This is a genomic window from Magnetospira sp. QH-2 (assembly GCF_000968135.1).
GTDB lineage: Bacteria > Pseudomonadota > Alphaproteobacteria > Rhodospirillales > Magnetospiraceae > Magnetospira.
Window position 1 is genome coordinate 1,217,596 of record NZ_FO538765.1, and the last position, 23,063, is coordinate 1,240,658.

Sequence of the window (23,063 nt, forward strand, 5' to 3'; positions counted from 1 at the left end):
CACCCCGAGGGGTCAGAGATCAGACAGTTTTCACGGGGATAGTGTTTTTATGGTCACGGCAATCATTCCGCTGCCTGGGCCGCAGAACCGGCACGAGCCTGTTCCTTGTCCGATGTCAAGATGGCGTAGACGAACACCAATGCACCCGCGACAACCACGACACCCGAGAGCAGTCGAAGGATGAAGAACAGGTCGATTTGTTCGGCAACCTCCATGAAGGAGATCCCCATCACCCGTTGCAGGTGGGTTTGCAACACACCGGCAGCCGTCAAAGTCAGAGTCATGAACACCATTCCCGATGACATGATCCAGAAGCTCCACATGTTCAGCACCTGGTTATAGGGCTGCATGCCGCGCAGCATGGGCATGGCATAAGTGATCATGGCCAGATTGAGCATCACATAGGCCCCGAAGAAAGCCAGATGGCCGTGAGCCGCGGTGATTTGGGTGCCATGGGTGTAGTAGTTGATGGGCGCCAGGGTATGCAGGAAGCCCCAGACACCGGCCCCGAAGAACGCCAAAGTGGCGCAACCCAGGGTCCACATCATGGCCGCCTGATTGGGATGGTCGCGACCGCCCTTGCGGACGATGACGAAGGCAAATACCACCATGGCAAAGAACGGCAGCACTTCCAGGGTCGAGAACACGGATCCGATCCATTGCCAGTATGCCGGGGTACCAATCCAGTAGTAGTGATGGCCGGTGCCAAGAATGCCGGTGAACAGGCTCATGGCAACGATGATATAGAGCCATTTCTCGATGATTTCCCGATCGACGCCGGTCATCTTGATCAACAGGTACGACAGGATGGAGGCCATGATCAGCTCCCACACGCCCTCGACCCACAGATGCACGACCCACCACCAGAACATCTTGTCCAGGGCCAGATTGGTCGGATTGTAGAAGGCAAACAGGAAGAAGATCGCCAGTCCCCACAGGCCCATGAGCAAGATCATGGAAACCGCTGTTTTGCGGCCCTTGAGCACGGTCATGGAGAGGTTGTAGAGGAACATCAGCGCGACCACCACGATGGCCACCTTGATCCAAAGGGGTTGTTCAAGGAACTCACGGCCTTCGTGGATACCAAACAGGTAGCCGACAACCGCCGCGGCGGCTCCAAACAGGAACAGCCAGAACTGGATCTTGGCGATCAGCGGGCTGTGAATCTCTGTCTCGGTTTCTTCCGGAATCAGGTAATAGGCCGCCCCGAAAAAGCCGAACAACAGCCACACGATCAAGGCATTGGTATGGATCATGCGGATGATGTGAAAGGGCACCAATTCCGACAGGAAGTTGGGAAAGACATAGACGGTGCCGGCGATCAATCCGCCCAGAACCTGTGCCAGGAACAAGCCCATGGCAGCCAGGAAGTACGGATAGGCCAGCTTTTGTGTTTCATATTTCATGACAAAAAACTCCTTGCTCGCCGATCAACCGGCCTCGTTTGGCGGCCAACCTTGGGTCTTGATCGTGCTGACCCACTGGAAGAAATCGACCAGCGCATTTAATTCTGCCTCGTCGAGGTTGAAATTCGGCATCTGGCGCCGACCCTCAATGCCCGTGGGCTGGGATTTGATCCATTCCTTGATCCCCGAACGGGCGCCCTCGGCATCCTCGGGGCCGCCGTAGCGCACCCAGACATTGCCCAGTTCCGGGGCATAGTAGGCACCCTCGCCGAGCAGCGAATGACAGTTAATGCAGGAGTTCCGTTCCCAGACGGCTTTGCCTTGGGCCACGGTCTCGGTGAGTGTCTTCTCGTCGGTAGAGGTGTTCTTGACATAGGACACGCTCTGCGCCACTAGGGCGATCAAAATGACGAGGAAGAACAGTGAGCCGCCAAAAAAGATGTTCCTGGCGGCTGTCTTGGTCAAACCCTCGGACATGGCTTTCCAGTCTCTCCGTTGGTGTTCCCCCAATGGCCAGGACCTCATGCCCAGGCCATGACGAGCCTGAAAAAATCCGGCTCGACGCGATAAGGGTATGGAAACCGTCGCCGGGAGCCCTTAACTTTGGTCAATTCCATGGTACTTTGGTGCCAGGTGATTCCCGATCTTTGACGGATGCCCCTTCATGACCGAATCCCGGCCCATTCCCACGCGGTCAAAAACCCCTGATCTGGCCCGGCACCGGGCCAGTATTCAGGCCATGTTCGCCCTGGTGGCGCCGCGCTATGATCGGATGAACGATCTGATGAGCATGGGTATTCACCGCCTATGGAAGCGCCGGTTGCTGAGGTCGGCGCTGCGGGGAGGCATGGCGGTGGATCTAGCGGGGGGCACCGGAGATATCGCCCGGCTTCTGGTCCGTCGCGGATTTCAGGCCGTGGTCTGCGATCCATCGGTGCCGATGATGCAAGGGGGCTCGCGGGATCCCGCCCTGAGGTGGGTGGCGGGGGTCGGCGAGGATCTCCCGTTCGCCGATGGCTCGGTGGATTTGGTAACCGTTGGATTTGGCCTCCGCAACATGAGTGAACCGGAAAGGGCCCTGGCCGAAGCGCTGCGGGTGCTCAAGCCAGGGGGGCAGTTCCTGTGTCTGGAATTCTCCAAGCCGGCTGGCTGGCTGGCACCATTTTATGATCTTTATTCCCGGCACGGCATTCCGCGCATCGGCGCCCTGGTGGCCGGGAAGCGGGAGGCCTATGAATACCTCGTCGAGTCCATCCGCGAATTTCCCGACCAGGAAACCCTGAAGGGGATGATGCAACAGGCGGGCTTCGAGGCCGTCACCTACGACAACCTTTCATTTGGAATTGCCGCCATTCATGCCGGACGCAAACCCGCATCATAGTCAGCCCAAAGGCTTGGCCTTGTGGTGGCAAGCCATTCGGCCGCGCACCTTGACCATGTCCTTGTCTCCGGTTCTGGTGGGGCTGGCCTTGGCCTGGATCGAGAGCGGCGTGCTGGGGTGGGGCGTGGCATTGATTGCCCTGATTTCGGCCATGGCCATCCAGGCGGGCACCAATCTGCACAACGATGCCGCTGATAGTCTCAATGGCACCGATACGAGTGAACGATTGGGTCCGCCACGAGCGACGGAACGGGGCTGGGCGACGGCCGAGCAGGTGCTGAAAGCCGCCCATCTGGCTTTCGGGATCGCGGTCTTGGGCGGCGGGGCGCTGGTATGGGTGGGGGGCTGGCCGATCTTGCTCTTGGGGTTGTTTTCGGTGATCGCGGGATATGGCTATTCGGCGGGCCCCTGGCCATTGTCGCGAGGACCATTCGGTGAGCTGTTCGTCGTGGCATTTTTCGGCATGGCGGCGGTCTGGGGGACGAGCTATTTGGTCTCTGGACAATCTTCGGTCATCGCCCTGGTTCTCGGACTGGCGGTGGGAGCCCCGGCGGGGGCGGTGCTGTTGGTGAACAACTGCCGCGACCGAGTGGGGGATACCCGCGCCGGAAGACGGACTCTGGCCATCTTGGCGGGGCCGTCCCTGTCGCTAGGGATCTATCTGGCGTTGATGATCCTGCCATTTGCCGTCATTGGCGGATTGGTCTGGGTGGATGGGGCTTTTTCCGGAATCCTGGCAGGGTTGCTGGCGCTGCCGTTGGCCGGGTGGAGTTTCTCGTTGTTGCGCCGCGCCGGAGACGGGCCCGGCTTCAACCGCTGTCTGGCCGCGACGGTTGGATTCCAGACCCTTTTCTGCCTGCTATTGAGTGGCGGTCTTTTCCTGTTCTCTTGAGCAATATCAATCCACATTCGATTATGGCAATGGTACAAAGGTACAGGGCCGTCAATTCCGGGGGCGTGTAATGGGGAGGCCGCATGACCATTGAACAGCTACTGCCCTTGGGGCTGGCTTTCATCATGCTGTCCATTGGACTGGGCCTGAGGGCCGAGGACTTCTCTCGCGTGTTCCGCCATCCCGTCCCCATGGGAGTCGGGCTGATCAACCAGATCCTGTTGTTGCCGTTGATTGGTGCCGGGCTGGTGTTGCTCTATGACGGCCGCCCGGAGTTTGCCATCGGGCTGATGATCCTGGCTGCCTCGCCAGGAGGCATCACTTCCAATCTGCTGACCACCCTGGCGGGAGGCAATGCGGCCCTGTCGGTGTCCATGACCGCTTTGGCCAGTCTGGCCAGCATTGTAACTGTACCGATCATCCTGGGCCTGACGCAGATTCTTTTGCCTGGGAATGTGCAGGAAATCACCATGCCGGTGGGTCGGATCATGGCCGGGATCCTGGTCATCACCGGGCTTCCCATCGCGCTGGGCATGGGGTTGGTCCATTGGCGGCCCGGCTGGGCAAACTGGCTTAGGCCCAAGGCACGACTGCTGGCCACTATCTTGTTCGCCTTGATTGTCGCCGGGGCCTTTGTCGGTCAGATGGATAACATCTCCCGCTATTTCACCGATATCGGTCCCTATGTCGCGGCGCTCAATATGGGCACCATGGGATTGGGGCTGTTGGCGGCCCGCGGACTGCGGCTCAATGGGCCGGACAGCATCGCCATCTGCCTGGAATCGGGGTTGCAGAATGCCGCCTTGGCGATTTTTGTCGCCACCACCTTGCTCGGCGAGCCCATGATGGTGGTCCCAGCAATCATCTATGCCCTGATCATGAATATCACCGCCGGATTATTCCTGCTGCGGGTGCGTGGGCAGGCGGTCTCCCCATCGGCCTTGTGAGTCCGCATCCATGATCCGCATCAAACGGAACTACCGGGTGGCGCAAAAGGTGGAACGGTTGTTCGACGTGGCGGCGGACTTCGAATCCTATCCGGAATTCCTGCCCAACTGTTTGGCCATGCGGGTTATTGAACAAACTGACGAAAATTTTCTGGTGGACAATCTTTACCGTTGGGGGCCGGTCACAACCCAGTTTCGCAGCCGCACCCACATGGAGCGACCCCATCGGCTGGACGTTAAATCAGTGGATCGGGGCACTCAGTTCAGCATCGGTTGGCGCTTCGTGCCGGACGGCCCGGAGGCCACCCAAGTCACTTTTACCATGGAAGTAGACCTGAACAATCGGCTGCTCAGGGGGGTGGTGGAAGCGGTCCTGCAAACAACAGCCCAGCGCATAGAATCGGCTTTTCGAGCCCGCGTGGATCAGATCTTCGGCGGCACCGGGTCATCCAGCACCGAGATATAGGCTAACAGATTTTGGATATCCTCGGCAGAGAGCGGGGCGATATAGCGATCCGGCTTGGGATGAAAGCGCTCATCCTTGGCCATCCGTTCGAACTGGCGTTCCAAATAGGGGATATGCTGGCCGGCCAACAGCGGATCGCTGGGGCCGCCTTCACCCTGTTCTCCGTGGCAGCGCCCGCACTCATACTGCCCATAAAGATCCCGACCCCGCTTCAGATCACCCGGCGCGCGGGGAATTTGTAGGACCCGCTTGGCCGCCAACAATCGCTCCAGGCCGTCCACACGGCCCTCCACCGGCGGCAGATAGGTGCGTAAGGTGATGCTGGTAATAAAGGCGGTGACGTCGAGAATATCTTGATCGGACAGCTCCCGCTCTGAGGTGAAGGGGAACATGGGGATATTGGTGCGCTCGCGACTTTTGAAGTCGCGCAGTTGCTCGGCCAGGACTTTTTGCGACATGCCCGCCAATCGCGGATACTTGCCGCCGCCGCCGCCTTGGGCCTGATCTCCGTGACAAGGCGCGCAGGTGATGAAAATATCCTCGCCGTCCAGAGGATCGCCCAGAACCTCCGGCTCGGCCCGCGCGGGGAGAGCGGCCAGCAATACGAGGAGCATCGGCCCCCAGCGGATCACGGCAGATCGCCCCGCCGGAACAGCCAGTATCCAATGCCGCCGCACATGGCGCCAAAGGCCACCGGATAGAAGGCCGCGTAAACCATGTAGCCGCCTCGCCCGAAGGCATCAAGGATCACATAGGCCGAAGGACCCAAAAGGATCAGTTGCGGATCGAACAGCATCATGGCAGCGGTGCGGAAGCTTTGCAGCGGATTGGCCAGGGCGATGCCGACGATGAATTCCATGGGCACTTTGGTGCGGATGATCATGCCGAGCAGGATCAAATCCAGGAATAACAGCATCACCAGCCAGACGATGAAGGCCATGCCTTGGCCGATATCCGTGCCCCGGGCCATGCTGGAGAGCAAAAAACCGATGCCCAGAAAGCAAAAGGCCATGGAGAATAGCAGCCCCACATAATAGGCGAAATGACCCCAAGGCACCTCCAGCCCGGTGACCATGCCCCAGATGACAGCCACGGCCATGGCCAGAAACACCGGCAGGAACACCACCGCGAACCGCCCGGCGAACTTGCCCCAGTACCAAGACGACAAGGAGACGGGCAGCGACAGCATATATTCGAAGACCCCGGCTTCCCGGTCTCCGGCCAACGATCGTACGGTGCTGAGCAGAATAAAGATGGGCAAAATGGCCAGGGAAATCTGAATGAAGGTCACCAACATGCGCGACAGGCCGGTCACGCCCATGACCCGGGACTCGGTCAGGCCGAAAACCATCAATCCGACCACCAGCCCGCCGAACACGATGGTATAGATCAAGAACCAGCGGGCCCGCACGGATTCCGCCATATCCAACCGCATGGTCAAGAACAATGCTTTCATGTGCCGGTCCCCGAATTGTGATCATGGTCATGATCGTGGTCGTGGGTGGGGTCGTTGGGGGTGTCACAGCGGCTAGTGACGCCGCGTGCCAATACACCGGTGCGCATTTCCTCATACGAGACACTGCCGTCGCGGGCGGTGCTCAGGGCACCGTAGCCGTAATCCATGGGGGTGACCTGTCCAGCGAGATAGTGGGCCTGGCGGGCTTCGAGCCAGGTATCGGGACGATCCATGTCCGGTACCCAGATTTCCAGGTCCGGGTCGTCCCGGTGGCCGTTTTCCTCGACCCAATGCAGGGCATCGCCGATATCGTCGAATTTGACCAATTCCTTGTCCGGGCCATGGCGTACCTGGGTTCCAAACCGGGGGTCACTGATGATCATGCGACAAATCTCGCAGGTATCCCGGTCGTAGCGGATCTGGCCCGGGCCGGTTTCCGGTTCGAAACAGCCGGCGAGCAGCAATAGCGGAATTGCAATCAATACTTTTTTCATGGCCGGGCCTCGTCCATGTGGATGGCTGTGAGCACCCCGGCATAGCGCGACAGGGTGCCGAGAAACTTCAGTCGATCTGGTCCAGCCACCTGGCCGATCCATTCGATGCCGTCGGAAGAGGTGAAGCCCCACTCGGTGATGGTCCGGGCAAAGGCCTCGTCGATGCGGGCCAGGCGGATGCGGCAATCCTGCAAGGCGGCGGCGTCCACGGCGTCTTCCACCCGGTCATCAAGGATGACCGAACCCCGATCCATTTCCACAACCCGGTTAACCAGAGCAGCGACTTCTTCCAACCGGTGGCTGGAAATGATCATCGCGCTGTCCAATCGCTCGGCGAGCAATTTGAACAGGGTCTGGCGGGCCGCCGGGTCCAGATTGGCGGTGGGCTCATCAAGGATCAACAGGTCACAATCCCGGCCCAAAGCGATGCCGATGAGCAATTTCTGTTTTTGACCGCCTGATAATTTGTTGAACGGTTTGCGCAGCGCTTCGTCCATATCCAGACCCATGGCGATGGCGATATCAGCCATGCGATCCATTGGAATCCCGACAAGACTGGCGGCATAGCGCAGAAGCTCACGTACCGGCATTTTGAGCGGCGGGGGCAATTGCGGCACAAATCCAACCCGTTTTAAAATCCAGGTCCGGTCGCGGCGCGGGTCGGCCCCGGCCAGACGCACCGTGCCTTCGTGCCGGTACTCACCCAACAGGCAGCGGATCAGGGTCGTCTTGCCCGCGCCGTTGGACCCGATCAACGCCATGCGTTCTCCGGCGGTGAGCGTCAGGTCCAGGCCATCCAGGACCCGATGGCCGCGAAAGGATTTGGCGACACCTTCCGCTACGACGATCGGCAGGCCGGTCTGGTTCATGGTCGCCCTCACAGCAGCTTATCCAGTCCCTTGATGCGGAAGGTCAGGGCCTCGGTGGGACAGACATCCACGCACATACCGCAACGGGTGCAATCGGCGCCGATGTCCAGCTTGACCTTCTTGGCGTAGTTCAATTTGGTCACGTCCAGAACGTGGGGCACCATGCAGACTTTGCGGCATTCGCCCTCATGCAGGCAATTGTTGAGATTATAGCGGATCTGGGTCGGCGATGTGGTGCCGACGATGCCATAGGTCAGGCCTATAGGACAGATATAACGGCACCAGAACCGGCGGGAATAGAATATCTCGATCAGCAAAAGGAACCCAACCCAGACCAGGGCCAGGCTGGCGCCATAGGTGAACGATCGGCTCAAAATCCCCACCGGCGAGATGGTTTCGAATACCGTATAACCGCTGGCGAAGGCCAAAAAGGCGAAAATCACGTAGAGGACGGTCCGCAGGCGGCGGTCCAGGGGATGATCCTTGATGATCTTGCGAGCCACCAACTTCAAATGCAGCCATTCGGCCCACTCGGCGACCAGGTGATAGGGGCAGACCCAGGAACAGAAGGTCCGTCCACCCAGCAACCACCAGAGTAGCAACACGGTGATGGAGCCGATGGCCAGATTGATCAGCACTTCCTTGTAGGCCAGCATCACTTGCAGCGCCGAATTCAGGTCAGCCATGTGAAAGCCGACGAAGCGCGAGGCGGTCAGGGCACCTTCGACCAGTTGGATATCCAACTGGAAGGACAAAACGAACAACAGATTCCACAAGATGATCGAGGCCCAGCGGCGGAATCGCCATTTGTTGCCCCCATGCAGACCTTCTTCCATTTCGTGGCGGATGGCCGCGAGACGTTTTTGTTTTTCCTCGCTGGTCCGTTTGAAAGCGTGGGCTTCGGCGGCCTTCTTGGAATAGTCACCCTTCTTCGGCATCCTCATGGTGCCGCCGAAAAGCAGATTTATGGAGTCGCGCATGCCCTTCATGATCACGATTCCTCCCACATCTTGCCGGGGATGACCTCGATACAGGCCGGTTCCACCGGACAGATCATCTCGCACATGCCGCAGCCAACACAGGCCTCCAGAACTTTGGGCGTGCGCCGTTCGTCGTTGGGGTCATCACTCATGGGGACCAACGCGATAGCATTTTTGATTGGGCATTCTCGAACACAGAGATCACAGATGTCCAGATCATAGGGATGGTCGGCGATACGGATGGGGGTCCAGCGATCCACTTCCGCGTAACGGTGCAAACCCGGATGGGCAACCCCTCGGGCGGCGCCTTGAAAGCCCTTCCCCTTGCGTGCCAGACAGCTGTCCGGGCGGGTCAACTCGGCCAACCCCATGCGCACCTGTTCCTTCTTGTCGATGTCGTGACTCAAGGCGCCGGTGGGGCAGGCGAGCACACATTGCACGGCGTCGCAGGAAAAGTCGCAGGCCTGATCCCGGGCCGGAACATAGGGGGCGCCAATCCCGAACCCGTCGAAGATGTCTCCCAAAACCACGGCTTCCACCGGGCAGACCTGCACGCACTGGCCGCATTTGATGCAAGAGGCGAGGAACTCCTTTTCGCTGAGGGCCCCCGGCGGGCGCAGGCGCGGGTTGGTCTTGGCCACCACCGGCAGGAATCCCGCCAGGGCGACACCGGTGACACCTGCTCCGGCGATCATGGCACGCAGGGCTTGGCGGCGGGCCCGCTGGGTGACGGGACCGGGAGTTTTTTTCTTGCTCATGGGATGAGCCTGCCTTTGTTGGGGTCGTCCAGGCCGAAAGGATCATAGCGTCCGGTTTCGGTTGATGAGTCCGCGGATGAAGCGGCCGCTCTTTTGGTCAGTGGGGTAAATTCAGCGCTCATGCGGGGTTTTGCGTCGGCCAGCATGATCAAGGGTTCGGTAAAGGGGGCCAGCCTTTCCAGGAAATCCACCATGCTGAGCAAGGGCGTGCCGAGAAAGAAGGCGGCGGGAGGCACATCCATCCATATCCGGTCGGCAAACACTTTGGGCTTGTGGGGGCGGTCGCCGAAACCGTCCCCGTTCTCGTCGAAGCCTTCATAGTCGTCCCAGTAATTGCCTTCCCATTCATTGCGGGCGGCCCCGGCATATTCATTGACCGACACCTGCCGGATGTTGTCGATGAAACGGTTGTCCTTGACGAGATTGCCTTGCCAGTCGTTATGGAACAGCAGCCCGATTTTGGAAAAGGCGACGGTATTGCGATAGATCCGGTTGGTGGTATCCGGCTGAAAGGGTGAAACATCCAGATAGATCCCAGTGCCGCAATAGAGAATCTCGTTGTCGGTGATATCGGTATTGCTGGTTTCCTTCATGCCGATCCCCATGCCGGTGGCCCCCTGGGCATGGACGATACGGTTGCCGCGCAAGACCACATCATCGGAATACATCAAGAAGATGCCGACGGAATTGTCGCGGAAGCTGTTGTCTTCCACCAGATTGTACTTCGAATACATAAAGTGCAGGCCATAACGCCCGCCATGCACGCTGTTCCCCTTGATATGATTATTGGCCGAGTACCAAACCACCATGTCGCGGGTGTCGGTCACATGGTTATCCGCGATCTTGTTGTCACGGGAATACCACAGCCGGATGGCGTCGCCGCGCACACCCAAGTGAAAGGGCTTGGAGGTGATACGGTTGCGCTTGACGATGTTGTTGTTAGCCTGCTGCAGATCAACCCCGAACAGGCAGTCCTCGATAATATTGTCTCGAATCAGATTGTAATTGCCTGCCACCCGAACCCCGGAATCAATGTCATTGTGGGACTCGCCGGAGTTTCTGAGGGTGAAGCCACTGACCGTCGCGCCGTCGGTTTCAATGGAGATGACCGTGCCTTTTCCGCCCGCGTCGATAATGACCTCGCCGTGGCCTTCCAGGGTAATGGGTTTGTCGATGATCAGGGTTTCGTGATAGGTGCCCGCCGGAGGCCGGATCACGGCGCCCTTCTCCGCTTCATCGATCAAGGCCTGAAGGGACGGCATGGCCACCGCCGGGTGCCCAAGGAGCATCCCGGCGGTGACAATGATGAGTCCCAGTCGGCCCATGGTCAGACGTCCTCGTCCCGCAGCTGCTGGCGCCGCAACAGGGCGGCCAGAGCCAAGAACAAAGACGACAGAACCATCAGGCCGAAGCCCAGTGCCGGATAGGAGTGGGTGGCGAACTGCGCCACCTTGCCCTGACCGAACACCGTCGGCATGAAGGGTTTGAGGGTGAAGGCCCCCATGTCGTTGAGGCTATGGCCATACCACCAGAGCCAACTGGAATACTCGATGATGAAGAACATGGGCAGGCCGATGGGGATCAAGACCAACAGCCAGAAGAAGAATCCTCCGTTCTTGCGGCCCGCATAGACGAAGAACACCATGGCCGCCAACACGCCATAGAAAACCACGGTTCCGGCGATGGTCATGGTGGCCACCAGCGGACGGATTTCTTCGGGATTGTTGAACCAACGTCCCAACGCCTTCTCATAGTGCCAGAACAGCAATTGCTTGCCGCTTCCGACCCAAGCTTCCCGAACGGCCGAGGGCTTGCGGGCCTGATCGGCTTCGAAAGCGCCTTTGAGGATATGGATGTTGAGCTCCTTGCCCGCCACGCCGCTTTCCCTGGCCTCGGCGAGGATCGCCTTGAGGCTTTTGGCTTCGGCGGTGGATTCACCACTGCCCGAATGCAGTTTGGCCAGGGTGTCTATCAACGCGGTCTGACCGCTCCGCTCCAAGGTGGCCTTCACCTGGTCGCGGGACAGCAGGCTGCTTTCACCGCTTTCTTGCAGCGATTCCTTGAGTTTGGCGATAATCGGGCTCAGTTCCTCGCCTTCTTCTTCGTGGCCCTGGCCAAGGGAGGTTACCATGGCCTGCAGGTAGGCACTCGACTGATAGCTCAGGCCGCCTTCCCCATGGTAGGTCATGGCCATCCACACGGCCACGGCCCCAAAGCCCACGGACATGACAAGCATGCGAATCTTGGCATTGAACACCAAGAATCCCGCCAGCATGACGCCCAACAAGGACAATAGAAACGGCGCAAACGCTTTCTCTACCACACCACCCGAGGCGATGGGGTACATGCCGACGAAGTGATTGATGGCATCCATTTCGTGGACACAATCCAGGGCCTCGTCTTCGAATTTTTCGGCAATGTCCAGCTTTTGGCAGCCATTGAACACGCCGTTCATATGAAAGTTGATCCGAACCCCGTCGGGAAAGGCCTCGGCGGGGTAGTTCGGGGCGGTCAGGGCAACCCACCAGGTGGGGGAATAGTAAATTCCCACCAGCATCAGCAAGGCACCCAATGTCAGCCCACGGATAATCCATCCCCGGTGATCGGGGGAGTCAAATTCGTTCATTTTTTCCAGTCCGGTCAGAAACGTCCCACGGGTGGGAGGATCAATCGAAGTCAGGGTTGATCCAGTCCTTGGACGGAGCCACTTTATCCTTAGGCGGCTTCATGCGGGAGACATAGTTCATTACCATTTGCATGTCTTTGTCGCTGAACTGGGCAATCTGCTTGACCATGTCCGGATTAGCGTTGCGGCGCTTGCCGTCACGGATCCATTCGAACTGGCGCAGGATGTACTTGTAGTGTTGGGCTTGGATCAGCGGATAGTACTTGTCATCCATGCCTTCGCCGTTCTTGCCGTGACATTGCGGGCAGTTCTTGTCGTAGAGCACCTTGCCTTGCTCATACTCCGGCGTGCCTTCGGCCCAAGGGCCAAGTCCCGGTTCCGGGTTCATGGGCAACGCGGCGATATAGGCCGCCACATCGGCGATGGATTGCGGCCCGCCGATTTCGCTGGGCAGGGCGAAGGGGTACATGGTCGGGTTGTCGCGATTAAGCGCTCGGATATCGGCCAATTGCTTGATCAACACGTTTTTGTGCTGCCCTGCCAATTGCGGGAAGGTACCGTCCGGCTGACCCCAGCCTTCCGGCAGGTGGCAGGCGGAACAGACTTCATAAACTTCGATGCCATTTTCATGGTTGGGGGTCAGGTGAAGGGCATCTTCTTGCTCTCCGCCCCCCTTGTTCCAATCAGCGGCCAGGGCGGGCGTGGCGGCCAGGGTGGCGCCAACAACCAGGGCGGCAAAGGTCTTGGTGGTATTCATAATCGGGTCTCCTGTCTCTCTGAAAACAGATTTTGTCTCGCTTGGTTTATTTTTTGGCTTTGCGGCGATCCACCTGGGACAGGTAGTCCGCCAGCAGGGCGATCTGGTCGTCCTTCAGCTTTTTGACGAAGGGGAACATGGTCTTGGATTTGCCGTTCTTGCGGATTTTGGCCTTGATGTCCTGTATCTGGATGGTGATATAGGCGGCCTTTTGTCCGGCAATGTAGGGATATCCCTTGAGCGGCTTCTTGCCTTCCTTGCCGTGGCAGGTCTGGCACTTGGCTTTTTTATAGAGCTTGGCTCCGGCTTTCATGCGGTCTTCGGAAATCGGTTCCTTGGGTGCTTTGGGCGCGGCCGGTTCGAGCTTGGCCAGCCAATTGGAAACTTGCTTGATCTCCGCCGGGGTGATGCGATGCTCGCCTTCGGGCGTGATGATGGCGCCGCGCATGCCTTGGACCCGAGGATTGCCGGTGGCATCCGGAGAGCCGGTGCGCTTGCCTGAGAGGATATCCTTGACCTGGGCGATCATATACTTGGCATCCTGCCCGGCCAGGTTCGGATAATCCTGAATGGCCTTGGCCCCATTGCGGCCATGGCAGGCAATACAGGTGCGGCGCAGATACAAGCGTTTGCCGGGATCTTTCTTTTTCTTCGCCTTTTTCGGCGTGGCGGGCTGCTCGGCGGCTTTTTCCGCTGCGGCGGCCGTGGAGAAGGGGACGGAAGCCGTCCAGGACAGAGACACCATGCAGGCCAGCAGGGCGGATGATACGAGAGCGGACGAGCGGCGCATGATGGACCTCTTAAAAACTCTATGTTCGGTTTGGGGTGGTAGGTGGGGGGACGGAGACCGTCCCCCCATGTTTCATGTGAGCGCGCGAGCCACGGGGTCTATTTCTTGACCTCGACGGCGCCGTTCTGCTCCAGGAAGGTTTTGGCGCGCAAGCCGATATCGGCGGCCTTGACCTGATACTGGAACCATTGTTGGGCCCACAAGGTGCCGTTGTGCCAATCTTGCTTGGCGGCATAGTCTTCGGACTTCTTCTTGGCGTCAGCCGCGAAGCCGAGCTGATCGGTGGCATCCTCGACGAGGGCCACGACCGGCGCGAAGTCCTTGTAGTTACGCCCGACAATGAAGCCAACCACGCTGTCGATCACCGCTTGGGTGTCGTTGTTGGTCTTCACCTGCTTGGTGTAGTCCGCCTGGGCATAGATGCTGCCCTCCTTGAGCGCCGCCTTCTGGGCTTTCATACCCTTCGGACGAACCAGCAGATAGCCTTGCATTTCCAAGTGCAACGCCGAGCAGAACTCGGTGCAGTAGTACGGGAAGACACCCGGACGGTCGGCGACGAAAGTAGCCGAGACGGTTTTGCCCGGTTCCGCCGACAGGTTCACGTTGTGCTCGTACAGAGCGAACCCGTGGGTTTCGTCTTCGGCCCGTTCCAGATTGGTGAAGTGCAGGGAGACGGTCTCGCCTTCTTCCACTTCGATGATCTCGGGCGTGATGTGCGAGCGGATCAGGGTGCCGTAGACATGTGTCACGCCATCCTTCTTCTCGATCTTTTCACGTCCCGGACGCACCCGGTACGGGGATTTCTCATCGGCACGGCTGTTCCAACCCACCTTGTAGCGGATATGGGGCTTCAGCTTGTCGGCCTTGATGGCGACGGCATAGTGCGGCTCGCCCAAGGGCAACGGCATGTCGTAGAGCAATTCCATCTTGTCACCGGAGATGTCGATGAGCTGATGGTTCTGCGGATGCAGCGGACCCACGGGATTGAACCGGTCGATGGCCAGCTTGTTCAACGACACCAGGTACTTACCCTGCGGTGTGACGGAGTCCCCTTCCATGGTCATCAGGTGACCGATGTTGTAGTGGATGGAGAGCTTGTCCAGTACCTTGCCTTCGCAGTAGTTCCACTTGGTCACCTGGCTGTCCACGTAGATGGAGGTATAGACCACGCAGGGGGTGGAATCGTACTGGGTATGCAGCGGGCCGAGGCCGACCTGGAGCTGCAAGTGCAGCGACTTTTTCAGGTCGAGGATCGGGATCCCATAGGGGTCCTTGCCCGCGAAGTCCTTGCTATCGATCAGTTTTTTGATCTTCTCGAAGCTGTAGACCGACGCATGGGTGTCGAGCTTGCCGGCGACAATGATGAATTTGCCGTCCGGAGATACATCGACGCCATGGGGCGACTTGGGTTCCGGGATCAAGAACAGAATGCCTTCCTTGACCGCGGTATCCATGGTGATCACGTCATGGCCGTTGATCTTCGTGGTTTTGCCCGCCTTGAACAGTTCGGCGGCTTTCTTCCAGTTGACCATGTGCAGGAAGTCGGTATCCTTTTGGGAACAACCAGCTTCGAACGGCGGGCGACCGGACTCGATGCCACCCACATAACGCTCGGTGCAGAAGGAGTTGGTGAACGACCAGCCATCGGACGGACCCTTACCAAAATCAGACAGATCCTGGCTGTAGGGCGGCAGTTCGACGGAGAAGGATTGATCCTGCTGGATGCGGCCCTTCTTGTTGTCGAACTTCCAGTAAGTGACAGCGCCACGGTACTTTTCGTTGAAATCGCTCAGCGGCACATAGTCGTTGGTGAACGGCGCCGCATACTGGGTGGCCTCGATCACATAGTCGGTGTTCGGCGTGACAAAGGCACCACCGTGCTCCGATTTCATGATCGGGTTGACAACGATCTGCTTGGTCTCGAAGTCGGCGAGGTCAATTACCGCGATGCGGGGATTGGCCTTGTCGTTGATGAACAGATACCGGCCATCATATTCGCCATTGGTCTCTGAAATCGCCGGATGGTGGGTGTCACCATAGGTGATGGTCTTGCCGTTGATCTTCCCCTGATCAAGAATCGCCTTGGATTCATCATCAAAACCGTAGCCCTGCCAGGGTTCCGGCGTGAAGACGGCAACATATTTAAGAATCCGCATCGACGGAATGCCGTATACGATGACTTGTCCGCTTTGTCCGCCGGAACTGAAGGCGAGGAATTCGTCGCGCTTGCCGGTGGGGACGTAGGTCTTAGCCGCCGCCAGGACGTCTTTCTGGGTCAGACCACGGTCTTTCATGATCTGTTGCAGATTGTCCTGGGCGGTGGAACCGGATGCTGCCAGGCCTACGCCTAGGGCAACCGCCAAGCCTACCGCTTTGGTTAGTCGTTGAGTCATGGCTCTTCCTCAAATTTCCCATGCCAATTTTGGAGTCGATGACGGAATCCGCGCGTACCAAACCAGCACACCCCCGAAACGGAAAGCAGAGCCCCAATCATCAACGAACGTGAGATTGCTTCCCACGCTCAGATAAAACCTATCACCCATAAGGATGAAACGGCCTTGACGTTGATCAAGGTACCCTTGGGGAAAATGGCTCTATAGTATGAATATCAGGGGAATAAGGTTGGTTGGGAAATGAAAAACACGCCTCTGGATACCAACGAACTGGCGGGTGCCGTGGCGCGCGTCCGGTTGGTGCCGGTTTTTTCCAAGGCACCGGTACAAAGCCTGGAGTTCTTGCTGGACCAGGCGGAATTCTGTCACCTGGAATCCGGGGAATGTCTGGCCACCCGCGATACCATTCCCGACCGCATCCATATTCTGCTCAAGGGACATGTGGGCATGTTCGAAGGCGAGACTCATCAAAGTGACCATTTGGTGGATCTGGTTCCCGCGCCACAAATGATCGGTTTATCCGAAGCCCTGCTCAAGGAGCCCTACGGTCATTCCTTTTTCGCCGCCGACGCAGTGGAGTCGCTGGCCTTGCCGGTGGAGCGGTTGGTTTCGCTGGTCGCGGACGATCCCCATCTATTGCAGTCCATGATCGGGGCTCTCAGCCTGCGCCTGCATTCCCTTGTTACCCAAATCAACATGTTGAAAACCAAGCGGGCGGACCAACGTTTGGCCGAGCACCTATTGAGCCTAATGCGCGAAAACCGCGGGGACGATTCTTTCGATCTGCCTTACGATAAAAAGACCCTGGCCGCCCATTTGGGAATTGCGCCAGAAAGCCTATCCCGTTCTATCGCCAAATTGCGTAAGATGGGCGTGACGATCGACGGCAAGCGAATCACCATCGCCGACGCCGGGGTCTTGGAGGAATTCCTGTTCGAGTCCGCCACCGCCTGAATGGAGCGCCATGCCCCGCCAACAACTACTCCGGTCCAGTGACCGGGATATGGATGCCGTTTCCGGTGCGGAACTGTTCGCCGGGTTGGCCCCCAATCATCGACAGACTCTCTTTGAGACCGCCTCTGTGATGCATGCGGAGGAATCCGGTATTCTGTTTTCCCAGGGGGATCCGGCGGAAGAGTTTTTCGTGGTGCTTGATGGCATGGTCAGCCTGTCCATATATGATGCGGATGGGTCCCAGGCCGTGGTGGAGACAGTCCGTCCGGTCCGGACCTTTGCCGAGGCCGCAGCCTTTCTCTTCGGCTCCTTTCCGGTAACCGGGGAATACGAGTCCGGCACGCGGGTCGCCCGCTTTCCCGTCAGTCGGCTGATGGCGGAACTGGGAAAGTCGACCGACCTGGCGGCGGCTTTCCTCGCCGCCCTCGCCCGGCGGGAACAGGAACTCTCCACGAAAATCAATCAACTGAAACTCCGCTCGCCCGCCGAACGTCTGGGGAGGTTGCTGGTGGACTTGGCCGATCCCTCTGCTCAAGGTGAAGTGACCGTGGCTCTCCCCTATGAAAAGGCGATGGTGGCCAAGGTCTTGGGGATAACACCGGAAAGCCTGTCGCGGCTGTTTGCGCGATTGGGGGGTTGGGGAGTGAGCACCAACGGGCGAGCGGTGACAATCGAAAGCCTTCAGCACCTCCGCGATCGTTGTCAGCCTTCGGGCCGGGGAGCCTGCTGATATGTGCAATCGTTTGAGCCCGGAAAAGGCAGTGATCTGGGATATCATCCATTCTGGAAGGATCTATCATGATCTTGCCGATAGGCTGAAAGCCAGTCACTTTACCCACCGACCCTATCGCCGCATCTTCCGGATTTGCGAGACCCTGTACCGATCCGGTGGAACCGTCACGCCCGAGGCCTTCGACGAAGTGGCTCGATCCATGGGGTATCGCTTCGATCTCCGCGACCGCCGGGCGTTGGACCGGATGCTGCGTCAACCGCCTCAGGCCCGAATGGTCGCCAACGTCTCTAGGCTTGCCCAGGCAATGATTGATCTTCAGTCAGCGGGGCGCGCGGATTTGGAAATTCTCGCCAATTAAACGCGAAAGACTTTAACGCGCCAGGGGCAGGGTAAAGGTAAAACTGCTGCCTTGGCCGGGTTCGGATTCCACCCAGATCCGACCACCGTGTCCCTCGACGATTTTCTTTACCACTGACAGGCCGATGCCGACCCCTTCATAGGCCTCCTGCACATGCAGACGCTGGAACATGATGAATATCCGTTCGAGGTATTCCGGCCTGATGCCGATACCATTGTCTTTAACGGTGCAGACGCATTCCTTGCCCAGCCGTCGAACCGACAGGGAAATCCGGGGCTGGCGTTCAGGGTCATTATACTTGAGCGCGTTGCCGATGAGGTTTTGGAATACTCGGACCACCTGGTTCGGCTCCACCATTACCGTATGATTTTGCGGTGGCTCATGGATCTCCGCCTGATGCTCCTCAATGGTGATTGCCAAGTTCGATAGGGCGACCCGAATGAGCTCATTGGTTTCTACCGGTTCCGGGGGCAGGCCATGTGTGCCGACACGGGAATACTCCAACAATCCCTTGATCAGGGTGGCCATGCGTTCTGATCCCTGAACGGCAAAGTTGATGTAATCCCGAGTTTCACCGTCCAGCTGGGACCCGATCCGTTTGTTCAACAGTTGCAGATAGCTGGTGACCATGCGCAGGGGTTCTTGCAGGTCGTGGGAGGCCGCATAGGCGAATTGTTCCAAATCGGCATTGGAGCGGTTCAGTTCCTCGTTGGTGCGATTGAGACCCCGCTCCGCGGCTTCGCGCCTATCCACTTCGTGCCGCAGGCGGTTGTTGAGGCCCACGAGTTTGCGATTCCACAGCCAGAACAGCAAAATCACCACCAGAGCCGCGCCGCCGATCTGCCAGACCAGGCTGTGATCCACCCCATGCTCAAAGCGCGTGGCGGTCCATTTGCGGCGAATCTGGATATGCTCTTCCGGGGTGATAGACCGCACCGCCCGGTCGAGAATAGCCAGCAACAGGGGGGCGTCGTTGCGGACCCCCACGGACAGTCGGTTTTGATACTCGGTCTGGCTATTGACCTTCAAGTTGCTCAGTTGAACGCGCTGGATTTCATTGACCACCACGTACAAGGAGCCGAAGTGAGCGAAGACCTCGCCCTTTGAGACCCGCTCCAGTCCATCCTGAACGGACGCAACATCGACCACCGGAATGTTTTTGTAGTCTCGGCGCACGAACTCCCCATGGGCATAGCCCTTGGGCACGGCCAGGGAGCGTTTGTAGACATCCTTAAGTCCGTCGAGAAAAGGGACGTCATTTTGGGTCACGAGCACCAGTGGGGATTTGATGTAGGGCACGGTGAAATTGAGAAAGACGCGGCGTTCCGGCGTGTCATTGAGCGATGACAGAATGTCGCACTTGCGCGCCTTGGCAAGCACCAGGCTTTCCGACCAGTTGGCGGAGGGGATCAGCCGGATGGGGGTGCCGATTCGCTTTTCCAGCAGGTTGATGTAGTCCGCCGCCATACCGACGTGATTGCCATCTTCATCGATGCGCTCATAGGGCATCCAATCGGGGTCAACACACATGGTGATTGGCCCGTTGCGATACAGGTATTCCGCTTCCGGATCAGACAGGGGGATCCTTTTTGAATCGGCAGGGGACTTGCTATCCATGCGCAGCCAGCGCTCTCGGATGCGGATATGGTCTTCCGGTGTCAGGGTTCCAATCGCCTGATCCAGCAGGGCCAGCAAGATGGGGTCGTCCTTGCGCACGCCAACTCGAAATCGGTTGTCGTAGGGGGTCTCTCCGGCAATTCGGAGGTTCTCGATCCCCAGTTCGCGAATCCGGTGGGTGGCCATGTACAAGGACGCGACAATGGCGGTGATTTGGCCCTCGGAAACCCGTTTTAAACCATCGTCGATGCTGGTGATTTCCTGAAAGCGGATGTTGGGGTGGGCCTGGGCGATGGTTTCCTCGTAGATGTATCCCTTGACCAGCCCCAAGGTATCGCCTTCCATCTGTTCGAGGTTGGTAATCTGGCTGTTTTCCTGACGGGTGATCAGCACCACCGAGGATTCCAGGTAGGGGCGGGTGAATCCCAGGAACTGACGCCGCTCCGGAGACTCATTGAGCATGGACAAGATGTCGCAATCGAGCAACTTGGCCCGTTCAACGCTGTCGCTCCATGTTTTGGTGGGGATCACCCGGATGGTCTTGTTGAGGCGTTGCTCCAGCAAGCGCATATAGTCAGCGGCGATGCCTTCGTGAATGCCCTGCTCGTTGATGCGCTCGAATGGCATCCAGTCCGGATCGACGCACATGGTGATCGGCAGGCGGGTTTCCAGATAGGATTGTTGATCCGGGGTCAGGGGAAGCTGGGCCATCGCTTGCTCGGCAAGGGAGATCCATGCCAAAGAGAAGCTAAAAGCGATGCGCCGCGCGAGTTTTAATGTTGTTGAAATTGTCACCTGGAACGGTCCCTTGCTCTCGGCGAGGCAACTATACCAGTTTCTTCGCGGTCCCCAAACCCAATGTGGCGGCCAAGAAAGGACGGGCAGATCCGCGGTATGATCCGCCCGTCCCTAAACAGGGGAGGGGATTAGGCCCAGGTCGAGGCCCGGCGCCGTGTCAGCCATACCAGGCCAAACAGAGCCGGTAACAACATCATCAGAGCGGAAGGTTCCGGGACCACGCCACGCTGAAGCAGTGAGGTCAACGAGCCTTGGCCGAAGCTGCCATCAAATCCAGCGAAAAACACGTTGACACCATCATGATCGCCAAAGATCTGGAACATGGAACCAAAGTCGTCGATTCCCGTGACAAAGACCAATTCCGGTGGCGCATCGACAGCATAGTCGTGGGCAATGATGCCGAAGGCACCACGTTGGTCGCCTGGGCTGGTCGGAATCACATCCTGATAGCCGAAGCTATAGGATTGACCGAAATGAATGTTGAAATCGGTTGCGATTTCAGCCCCAAATCCAGGAGCGTTGACCGGGTCGGCAAAGACCAGATACGGCGCGGTGTCATCCAGTACATCGACGGTAAAATTGCCGGTGATGGTTTCTCCGGCATAGGTGCCGCCACCGAAGGCGCTATCGAAAAAGGCCCCTGAGAAATCGAAGGTAATCGGTGTGGCGTTTGCGTTTTGGGCGCTGGCAAAGAGGAATACCAAAAAGGCGCCCGCCTTGAGCATGCGTGAGGTCATAGTTTCTACTCCATATTGGCCGGTGCTTTCTGCTCCGGTTGATGTTGATCACGAGTCCCTCCTAGAGTTCACGTTTGTTGATCTAACGACATTGAGAATGACAGGCGTTTTCGAAATTCTCCATGCACCTTACGGAGGGGGGGAGCAAACTCCACCTTTAGTCGGGGCATTGGTATGCTGTGGAATTAACGTTGTGTTAACGATTTCGGCACGCTGACAGGCGCGCGGGAATCGCCTATGGTGCCGCCGTCGAATCACTCTGGAGAAACCCATGGCCAGCTACGACTATGATCTCATTGTGCTTGGCGCCGGATCGGGCGGGGTACGCGCGGCTCGCCTGACCGCCGCGACCGGGCGTCGGGTGGCTCTGGTCGAGAAGGGCCGGGTCGGCGGCACCTGTGTCCTGCGCGGCTGCGTTCCCAAGAAATTAATGTTCTATGCCTCCCACTTTGCCGAGGAATTCGAGGACGCCAAGGGATTCGGCTGGCGATTCCCCGGTATGCCGACCATGGATTGGCCTGCTTTCATGGAGTCCAAGAACGCCGAGTTGGATCGCCTTGAAGGCCTTTACCGCCGCACCCAACGGGAAAACGGCGTCGAGATCATCGAAGGCCTGGGCCGGGTTGCCGGGGCCCATAGGGTCGAGGTGGATGGCAAGCCCTTCACCGCCGAGACCATTCTGATCGCCGTCGGCGGGCGGCCTTCCATGCCCGATATTCCCGGCATCGGTCTGGCCATGACTTCGGACGGAGCCCTGGATCTGCCGGAACTGCCCAAGCGCATGGTGATTGTCGGTGGCGGCTATATCGCGGTGGAGTTTGCGGGCGTCTTTGAGTCTCTGGGAGTCGAGGTGACCATTGTCATCCGGGCGGGCAACGTGCTGCGCGGCTTCGACGAGGACCTGCGCGCCACCCTGACCGGGGAAATGGAAAAGAAGGGCATTCATGTGCGGCGGGAATGCCTGGTGCGCTCCATCGAGGCGGAACCCGACGGCAGCCTGTCCCTGCGGCTGGCCGGGGGCGAGGAGATCGCCACGGACAAGGTTCTCTATGCCACCGGACGCAAACCCAATACCGACAAACTGGGGTTGGCGGAAGCAGGCATTGTTCTGAACGAGAACGGCGCGGTAATTGTCGACGAGTATAATCGCACTTCGTTGGAAGGCGTCTATGCCATCGGCGATGTGACCGACCGGGTGAACCTGACTCCGGTGGCCATTCGCGAGGCGGTCTGTTTTTTCCAGACCCGTTTTTGCGACAATCCCATGACCATGGATTACGACCACATCCCCACCGCGGTGTTCTCTCAACCGCCCCTTGGGACCGTCGGTTTGACCGAGGAAGAAGCGCGGCAGCGCGGTCCGGTGGATATCTTTGTATCGCGGTTCAAGCCCATGAAGTATAGCCTCGCCGGGCGGGACGAGCGGGTGATGTTCAAGCTGATCGTGGACCGCGAGACCCAGGTCTTGCTCGGCGCCCATCTGCTCGGCCATGAGTCACCGGAACTGATTCAGGTCCTCGGTCTGGCGGTCAAGGCCGGTTTGAAGAAATCGCAATTGGACGAGGTGGTGGCAGTGCATCCCACGTCTGCCGAAGAACTGGTGCTGATGCGCGAGCCTCTGCCCGACCCCAGCCCCGAGGAAACAGGATAA

General features: G+C 58.6%; 23 protein-coding genes. 8 read left to right on the forward strand and 15 right to left on the reverse strand.

Annotated features, from left to right (window positions below; translation table 11 throughout):
- Positions 1 to 62: 62 nt before the first annotated feature.
- On the reverse strand, positions 63 to 1,406 hold the full coding sequence (locus MGMAQ_RS05745) for a cbb3-type cytochrome c oxidase subunit I (RefSeq protein ID WP_046020792.1): 1,344 nt from the start codon (positions 1,404 to 1,406) through the stop codon (positions 63 to 65).
- Positions 1,407 to 1,430: 24 nt separating this feature from the next.
- The gene (locus MGMAQ_RS05750; protein ID WP_046020793.1) at positions 1,431 to 1,883 is read right to left on the reverse strand and encodes a c-type cytochrome; all 453 of its coding nucleotides are present in this window, start codon (positions 1,881 to 1,883) and stop codon (positions 1,431 to 1,433) included.
- 187 nt (positions 1,884 to 2,070) lie between these two features.
- On the opposite strand from MGMAQ_RS05750, the gene MGMAQ_RS05755 reads away from it, so the two are divergent.
- The 4 genes from MGMAQ_RS05755 (at position 2,071) to MGMAQ_RS19355 (ending at position 5,092) form a co-directional block, all read left to right on the forward strand.
- On the forward strand, positions 2,071 to 2,787 hold the full coding sequence (locus MGMAQ_RS05755; protein ID WP_052716161.1) for a class I SAM-dependent methyltransferase: 717 nt from the start codon (positions 2,071 to 2,073) through the stop codon (positions 2,785 to 2,787).
- A complete protein-coding gene (gene menA, locus MGMAQ_RS05760) occupies positions 2,762 to 3,679 on the forward strand; it encodes a 1,4-dihydroxy-2-naphthoate octaprenyltransferase (RefSeq protein ID WP_046020794.1) in 918 nt (305 codons plus the stop codon). The genes MGMAQ_RS05755 and menA overlap by 26 nt, the downstream gene beginning before the upstream one ends.
- A gap of 83 nt (positions 3,680 to 3,762) precedes the next feature.
- Entirely contained in the window at positions 3,763 to 4,626 is an 864-nt protein-coding gene (locus MGMAQ_RS05765; protein WP_046020795.1) for a bile acid:sodium symporter family protein, read from the forward strand.
- Between the two features lie 10 nt (positions 4,627 to 4,636).
- Positions 4,637 to 5,092, forward strand: a complete 456-nt coding sequence (locus MGMAQ_RS19355; protein ID WP_052716162.1) for a type II toxin-antitoxin system RatA family toxin — start codon at positions 4,637 to 4,639, stop codon at positions 5,090 to 5,092.
- On the opposite strand, the gene MGMAQ_RS05775 is transcribed toward MGMAQ_RS19355, so the two are convergent.
- The 11 genes from MGMAQ_RS05775 to nosZ form a co-directional block, all read right to left on the reverse strand.
- Positions 5,050 to 5,706, reverse strand: coding sequence for a c-type cytochrome (locus MGMAQ_RS05775; protein ID WP_046020796.1), 657 nt, complete (start codon positions 5,704 to 5,706; stop codon positions 5,050 to 5,052). The genes MGMAQ_RS19355 and MGMAQ_RS05775 overlap by 43 nt on opposite strands.
- 14 nt (positions 5,707 to 5,720) lie before the next feature.
- On the reverse strand, positions 5,721 to 6,548 hold the full coding sequence (locus MGMAQ_RS05780) for an ABC transporter permease (protein WP_046020797.1): 828 nt from the start codon (positions 6,546 to 6,548) through the stop codon (positions 5,721 to 5,723).
- Entirely contained in the window at positions 6,545 to 7,042 is a 498-nt protein-coding gene (locus tag MGMAQ_RS05785) for a nitrous oxide reductase accessory protein NosL (RefSeq protein WP_046020798.1), read from the reverse strand. The genes MGMAQ_RS05780 and MGMAQ_RS05785 overlap by 4 nt, the downstream gene beginning before the upstream one ends.
- Positions 7,039 to 7,911 (reverse strand): ABC transporter ATP-binding protein, encoded by an 873-nt coding sequence (locus tag MGMAQ_RS05790; RefSeq protein ID WP_252508685.1) that lies wholly within the window; start codon positions 7,909 to 7,911, stop codon positions 7,039 to 7,041. The genes MGMAQ_RS05785 and MGMAQ_RS05790 overlap by 4 nt, the downstream gene beginning before the upstream one ends.
- Positions 7,912 to 7,919: 8 nt before the next feature.
- Entirely contained in the window at positions 7,920 to 8,900 is a 981-nt protein-coding gene (locus MGMAQ_RS05795; RefSeq protein ID WP_046020799.1) for a NapH/MauN family ferredoxin-type protein, read from the reverse strand.
- A 2-nt stretch (positions 8,901 to 8,902) separates the two neighbouring features.
- On the reverse strand, positions 8,903 to 9,649 hold the full coding sequence (locus tag MGMAQ_RS05800) for a 4Fe-4S dicluster domain-containing protein (protein ID WP_046020800.1): 747 nt from the start codon (positions 9,647 to 9,649) through the stop codon (positions 8,903 to 8,905).
- Positions 9,646 to 10,974, reverse strand: coding sequence for a nitrous oxide reductase family maturation protein NosD (locus tag MGMAQ_RS05805; protein WP_046020801.1), 1,329 nt, complete (start codon positions 10,972 to 10,974; stop codon positions 9,646 to 9,648). The genes MGMAQ_RS05800 and MGMAQ_RS05805 overlap by 4 nt, the downstream gene beginning before the upstream one ends.
- Before the next feature lie 2 nt (positions 10,975 to 10,976).
- Positions 10,977 to 12,275: a hypothetical protein gene (locus MGMAQ_RS05810; RefSeq protein WP_046020802.1), complete on the reverse strand. Its 1,299-nt coding sequence runs from the start codon at positions 12,273 to 12,275 to the stop codon at positions 10,977 to 10,979.
- A gap of 40 nt (positions 12,276 to 12,315) precedes the next feature.
- Positions 12,316 to 13,032 (reverse strand): c-type cytochrome, encoded by a 717-nt coding sequence (locus tag MGMAQ_RS05815; RefSeq protein WP_082085298.1) that lies wholly within the window; start codon positions 13,030 to 13,032, stop codon positions 12,316 to 12,318.
- 46 nt (positions 13,033 to 13,078) lie between these two features.
- Complete coding sequence (locus MGMAQ_RS05820; RefSeq protein ID WP_052716163.1) at positions 13,079 to 13,822, reverse strand: c-type cytochrome; 744 nt, start codon at positions 13,820 to 13,822, stop codon at positions 13,079 to 13,081.
- Between the two features lie 98 nt (positions 13,823 to 13,920).
- A complete protein-coding gene (gene nosZ / locus MGMAQ_RS05825; protein ID WP_046020803.1) occupies positions 13,921 to 16,215 on the reverse strand; it encodes a Sec-dependent nitrous-oxide reductase in 2,295 nt (764 codons plus the stop codon).
- 240 nt (positions 16,216 to 16,455) lie between these two features.
- On the opposite strand from nosZ, the gene MGMAQ_RS19360 reads away from it, so the two are divergent.
- From MGMAQ_RS19360 to MGMAQ_RS05840, 3 genes are read left to right on the forward strand one after another with little or no spacing between them, the layout of a single operon-like run.
- On the forward strand, positions 16,456 to 17,169 hold the full coding sequence (locus tag MGMAQ_RS19360; protein WP_052716164.1) for a Crp/Fnr family transcriptional regulator: 714 nt from the start codon (positions 16,456 to 16,458) through the stop codon (positions 17,167 to 17,169).
- 10 nt (positions 17,170 to 17,179) lie between these two features.
- Positions 17,180 to 17,899, forward strand: coding sequence for a Crp/Fnr family transcriptional regulator (locus MGMAQ_RS05835; protein ID WP_046020804.1), 720 nt, complete (start codon positions 17,180 to 17,182; stop codon positions 17,897 to 17,899).
- A gap of 1 nt (position 17,900) precedes the next feature.
- Positions 17,901 to 18,260 (forward strand): DnaB-like helicase N-terminal domain-containing protein, encoded by a 360-nt coding sequence (locus MGMAQ_RS05840; RefSeq protein WP_046020805.1) that lies wholly within the window; start codon positions 17,901 to 17,903, stop codon positions 18,258 to 18,260.
- 12 nt (positions 18,261 to 18,272) lie between these two features.
- Here MGMAQ_RS05840 and MGMAQ_RS05845 read toward each other — a convergent pair whose 3' ends face one another.
- Both MGMAQ_RS05845 and MGMAQ_RS05850 read right to left on the reverse strand, forming a co-directional pair.
- The gene (locus tag MGMAQ_RS05845; protein WP_046020806.1) at positions 18,273 to 20,588 is read right to left on the reverse strand and encodes a transporter substrate-binding domain-containing protein; all 2,316 of its coding nucleotides are present in this window, start codon (positions 20,586 to 20,588) and stop codon (positions 18,273 to 18,275) included.
- Positions 20,589 to 20,803: 215 nt separating this feature from the next.
- A complete protein-coding gene (locus MGMAQ_RS05850) occupies positions 20,804 to 21,412 on the reverse strand; it encodes a PEP-CTERM domain protein (protein WP_046020807.1) in 609 nt (202 codons plus the stop codon).
- 271 nt (positions 21,413 to 21,683) lie between these two features.
- Between MGMAQ_RS05850 and gorA the strand changes: the two genes are divergently transcribed.
- The gene (gene gorA / locus MGMAQ_RS05855; protein ID WP_046020808.1) at positions 21,684 to 23,063 is read left to right on the forward strand and encodes a glutathione-disulfide reductase; all 1,380 of its coding nucleotides are present in this window, start codon (positions 21,684 to 21,686) and stop codon (positions 23,061 to 23,063) included.

Coding starts and splice junctions, on each gene's coding strand:
- nosZ (WP_046020803.1), bottom strand. CDS start 16,215: ATGACTCAACGACTAACCAAAGCGGTAGGCTTGGCGGTTGCCCTAGGC.
- MGMAQ_RS19355 (WP_052716162.1), top strand. CDS start 4,637: ATGATCCGCATCAAACGGAACTACCGGGTGGCGCAAAAGGTGGAACGG.
- MGMAQ_RS05800 (WP_046020800.1), bottom strand. CDS start 9,649: ATGAGCAAGAAAAAAACTCCCGGTCCCGTCACCCAGCGGGCCCGCCGC.
- MGMAQ_RS05810 (WP_046020802.1), bottom strand. CDS start 12,275: ATGAACGAATTTGACTCCCCCGATCACCGGGGATGGATTATCCGTGGG.
- MGMAQ_RS05745 (WP_046020792.1), bottom strand. CDS start 1,406: ATGAAATATGAAACACAAAAGCTGGCCTATCCGTACTTCCTGGCTGCC.
- MGMAQ_RS05750 (WP_046020793.1), bottom strand. CDS start 1,883: ATGTCCGAGGGTTTGACCAAGACAGCCGCCAGGAACATCTTTTTTGGC.
- MGMAQ_RS05775 (WP_046020796.1), bottom strand. CDS start 5,706: ATGCTCCTCGTATTGCTGGCCGCTCTCCCCGCGCGGGCCGAGCCGGAG.
- menA (WP_046020794.1), top strand. CDS start 2,762: ATGCCGGACGCAAACCCGCATCATAGTCAGCCCAAAGGCTTGGCCTTG.
- MGMAQ_RS05790 (WP_252508685.1), bottom strand. CDS start 7,911: ATGAACCAGACCGGCCTGCCGATCGTCGTAGCGGAAGGTGTCGCCAAA.
- MGMAQ_RS05850 (WP_046020807.1), bottom strand. CDS start 21,412: ATGACCTCACGCATGCTCAAGGCGGGCGCCTTTTTGGTATTCCTCTTT.
- MGMAQ_RS05815 (WP_082085298.1), bottom strand. CDS start 13,032: ATGAATACCACCAAGACCTTTGCCGCCCTGGTTGTTGGCGCCACCCTG.
- MGMAQ_RS05765 (WP_046020795.1), top strand. CDS start 3,763: ATGACCATTGAACAGCTACTGCCCTTGGGGCTGGCTTTCATCATGCTG.
- MGMAQ_RS05845 (WP_046020806.1), bottom strand. CDS start 20,588: ATGGCCCAGCTTCCCCTGACCCCGGATCAACAATCCTATCTGGAAACC.
- MGMAQ_RS05795 (WP_046020799.1), bottom strand. CDS start 8,900: ATGAAGGGCATGCGCGACTCCATAAATCTGCTTTTCGGCGGCACCATG.
- MGMAQ_RS05780 (WP_046020797.1), bottom strand. CDS start 6,548: ATGAAAGCATTGTTCTTGACCATGCGGTTGGATATGGCGGAATCCGTG.
- MGMAQ_RS05805 (WP_046020801.1), bottom strand. CDS start 10,974: ATGGGCCGACTGGGACTCATCATTGTCACCGCCGGGATGCTCCTTGGG.
- MGMAQ_RS05840 (WP_046020805.1), top strand. CDS start 17,901: ATGTGCAATCGTTTGAGCCCGGAAAAGGCAGTGATCTGGGATATCATC.
- gorA (WP_046020808.1), top strand. CDS start 21,684: ATGGCCAGCTACGACTATGATCTCATTGTGCTTGGCGCCGGATCGGGC.
- MGMAQ_RS05820 (WP_052716163.1), bottom strand. CDS start 13,822: ATGCGCCGCTCGTCCGCTCTCGTATCATCCGCCCTGCTGGCCTGCATG.
- MGMAQ_RS05835 (WP_046020804.1), top strand. CDS start 17,180: ATGCCCCGCCAACAACTACTCCGGTCCAGTGACCGGGATATGGATGCC.
- MGMAQ_RS05755 (WP_052716161.1), top strand. CDS start 2,071: ATGACCGAATCCCGGCCCATTCCCACGCGGTCAAAAACCCCTGATCTG.
- MGMAQ_RS19360 (WP_052716164.1), top strand. CDS start 16,456: ATGAAAAACACGCCTCTGGATACCAACGAACTGGCGGGTGCCGTGGCG.
- MGMAQ_RS05785 (WP_046020798.1), bottom strand. CDS start 7,042: ATGAAAAAAGTATTGATTGCAATTCCGCTATTGCTGCTCGCCGGCTGT.